This is a genomic window from Mesorhizobium sp. M7A.F.Ca.ET.027.03.2.1, assembly GCF_003999175.1.
Taxonomy (GTDB): domain Bacteria; phylum Pseudomonadota; class Alphaproteobacteria; order Rhizobiales; family Rhizobiaceae; genus Mesorhizobium.
Genome location: NZ_RZOM01000766.1, coordinates 1 through 3,037, shown reverse-complemented (window position 1 = coordinate 3,037; position 3,037 = coordinate 1). Strand labels below are relative to the sequence as shown.

4 protein-coding genes are annotated in these 3,037 nt (G+C 61.7%); 1 reads left to right on the top strand and 3 read right to left on the bottom strand.

Annotated elements, in window-relative coordinates; genetic code table 11:
• The 3 genes from EN750_RS40990 to EN750_RS26435 form a co-directional block, all read right to left on the bottom strand.
• Positions 1-573, bottom strand: a 573-nt coding sequence (locus tag EN750_RS40990) for a transporter substrate-binding domain-containing protein (RefSeq protein WP_245482818.1), incomplete at its 3' end; no start/stop codon positions are given.
• Positions 574-746: 173 nt separating this feature from the next.
• Entirely contained in the window at positions 747-1,592 is an 846-nt protein-coding gene (locus tag EN750_RS26440) for a DUF2182 domain-containing protein (RefSeq protein ID WP_127398359.1), read from the bottom strand.
• Positions 1,593-1,601: 9 nt separating this feature from the next.
• Entirely contained in the window at positions 1,602-2,237 is a 636-nt protein-coding gene (locus EN750_RS26435; protein WP_127398357.1) for a DUF1326 domain-containing protein, read from the bottom strand.
• 453 nt (positions 2,238-2,690) lie between these two features.
• Between EN750_RS26435 and EN750_RS26430 the strand changes: the two genes are divergently transcribed.
• The coding region (locus EN750_RS26430; RefSeq protein WP_189526464.1) for a PLP-dependent transferase at positions 2,691-3,037 on the top strand (347 nt) is incomplete at its 3' end.

Below are 3,037 nucleotides of genomic sequence, written 5' to 3'. Positions count from 1 at the left end.
GTTGCGCGACAGGATGTCGATCTCGCCCGACTGCAGCGCGGTGAACCGCTCCTTGGCGCTGAGCGGCGTGAACTTGACCTTGGAGCCGTCACCAAAGACGGCGGCCGCGACAGCGCGGCAGAAATCCGCATCGATGCCTTGCCAGTCACCCTTGTCGTCCGGCGCCGAAAAGCCGGCCAGGCCGGTGGAGACGCCGCACTGGATGAAGCCCTTCGCCTTGACGGTGTCGAGCGTGGCCGCCGACGCGCCGGACGCCATCAATCCAAGCGTGGCGGCGCCTAGAATGCCGATAGCAATGTGTTTCATGACCCACAGACCCTTTTCTCTGTTTTCAGGAGTAAATCCTGATTTTTTTCTCCCGTGTGAACGCGGCTTCATCCCGGCCCATCCCGAAACCCCGCATCGTAACCGACGCGCCGCCTCCCATTCACAAATGTCATCGAAGGCGATAATTCCTGTGAGGTCAAGGGAAATGACCGAAACCCAAAGAGTTTGAAAACCGATTGCCGCAAATGCCCGATTTACAGACAAACACGCCCGCGATTTAGCCAGCAGGGCTAATAAAGGCGGCAAATCTCATGCAACGCCAACGCGGGGCCAATACGGGCCGCGGCAGCGAAATCCATCCCGGGCAATACCTCGTCGTTGTTGACCTCCGCGTGCGACGAACTACCAGGTCCCAGGATTGTCATCTGACAATTTACTGACGGCTGCAAACCAATACAGACCGCCGACGAAGACTGTTCTCAAAAGGCTTGAAAGACGATCCAGATCCCGATGGCGGCCATCAACGCGCCTGAAAAACGCGGAATCAGCTGCCCGGTCGGCACCGTCTTCTCCAGCAGAACAAGGATGGCGATGCCGGCGATCCACAGCACGTTCATGACGCCACCGACGAACAACAGAGCCATCAGCGCCCAGCAGCACCCCAGGCAATAGGCGCCGTGATCGATGCCCAGCCGAAGCGCGCCGAGCGGAGCGGAACGGAATCCGCCACGGCCGGCCAGGAACGCGATCGGTGCCTGACATTGGCGCAGGCAGACGCCCTTCATCGGCGTCCATTGATAGAGACCGGCGGCGATCAGAACGAGGCCGCCGAGGATCGCGCTGCCGGTCTCCATTGAGGGATCGAGCAAGGCTAGACGGGCGAGAAGCCATTGCGCACCGGTCGCCAGGAGGCTGAAGACGACCCAGACGGCGAGATAGCCGGCAAAAAACCATCCCGTCGAAGCGATGGGCCGGCCATCCGCCCGCGCCTTGCGGCCGACACCGGCATAGAGCAGCAACATCGGCGCGACCGACGGCGTCATCATGCCGACCATCATCACCGCCCACATCGTGAAGGTGAAGGCGAAATCGCCCAATGCCCAGGGCCGGAAGCCGGGCGCCATGGCGGCGCCCATATCCATGCCGGCCATATCCATGCCGGCCATGTCGCCGCCTCCGCCGTCCGGCAAGGGGGAGCCGGGCATGACCATGGTGGCGGCGAGCCACAGCACATAGGCCCAGGCGAGCACGGCAATCACCACGAGCGCGGCCATCACGACCGCGCGATCGCGCCTCAGCACCGCCTCGAGGGCCGTATCGCCCATTGGATCAGGTCAATGCACGATGCCGCTCTGCGTAAGATGCAGATTGGCGAAATGGCTGTGCGTATCGGCCAGTTCGAACTTGATCGGGCCCGTCGCCTTGGTCCAGCCGCGCCCGACCTCGGCGATCGCGTATTCGAAGCCGTGCGGCAAGTCGATGCGCGCCTGGTGCGCGGCGCCGGTGACCGGATTCCGGATCGGCTCGCCGCGACCGTCGGTTATACCCTCGACATGCAGCTGACTGGTTCGCGCGTCGACGTCGATCTTGAATTCGATCGGCGCGAAGATCGGATCGTGGAATTTCTCCAGCGTGGTCGAAAAGACCTGAATTATCGTTGCACCTGGCTCGGTGTCCAGACCGCCCAATATGCGAAGCAGCGCGCCACGTTGGGCTTCCGTCGCCCTCTCGTCGATGACCACCGCGGCTTCACCCCCGCCCTGGTGTATGGCGCCGGGCCATCTGAAAATCCCGACGAACCGCAACCCGTCGAGCTTGGTGTCGCCGTGATGGCCGCTCTCGATTTCCATGCCGGCGACCGCCTGGCAGAATCCGTATGTCGGCATGGCGTTGAACTGGCACGGGCAGCCATAGGCGCAGTTGCAGTTGATGAATTCGCTCGCCTTCATGGCCCATTTGACGTCCGGCATGTCATTCCTCCCTTGCCGCACTCACGCTTAATGAGCGCGATCCGGATCGTGGAGGACCAGAAGTCAACCGGCAGCAACCATCCGGCAGCATCTGATCGAAGCAATCCGGCGATTAATATTAGCAGGAAATCATATACCTTCCGCAGCCGCCCACAATAGGCCGATCGGCTGAGATTAGGGCTCCGAACGCAGGTCAATAAAAGGCCGCCTTTCGCGATAGGAATTTTTTCTTGACACCCTGCCCTCAGCTATGGTACATATTCGTCCATGGTGCTGATTTGCGCCGATAACCCGCCGCACAGGCGGGTTTTTCGTTTAATACCCTGCCCCAGCATCGCTGTTTTTGCCGCGACGAACTGGCATATCGAAGTCCGCCTCCTGGCGGGCGATGGCTGTTGCACGGTCCATAGCGCCGCACTATGGCTAGCGGCTTGTCAAACGAGGCGACGCAGAATGGCGAAAGACGGCGAGCACTTTAGCGGCGGGATGGGCGTCAACACGCGGCTTGCCCATTCGGGCAACAATCCGCACGACTATTTCGGCTTCGTCAATCCGCCGGTGGTGCATGCTTCGACCGTGCTGTTTCGCGACGCGGCTTCGATGGCGGCGCGCACCCAGAAATACACTTACGGCACGCGCGGCACACCGACGACCGATGCGCTTGCCCATGCCATAGACGCGCTGGAAGGCTCGGCAGGCACGATCCTGGTGCCGTCGGGCCTTGCGGCGGTGACGGTGCCGCTGCTCGCCTTCGTCTCGGCCGGCGACCATCTGCTGATCGTCGATACCGTCTATCATCC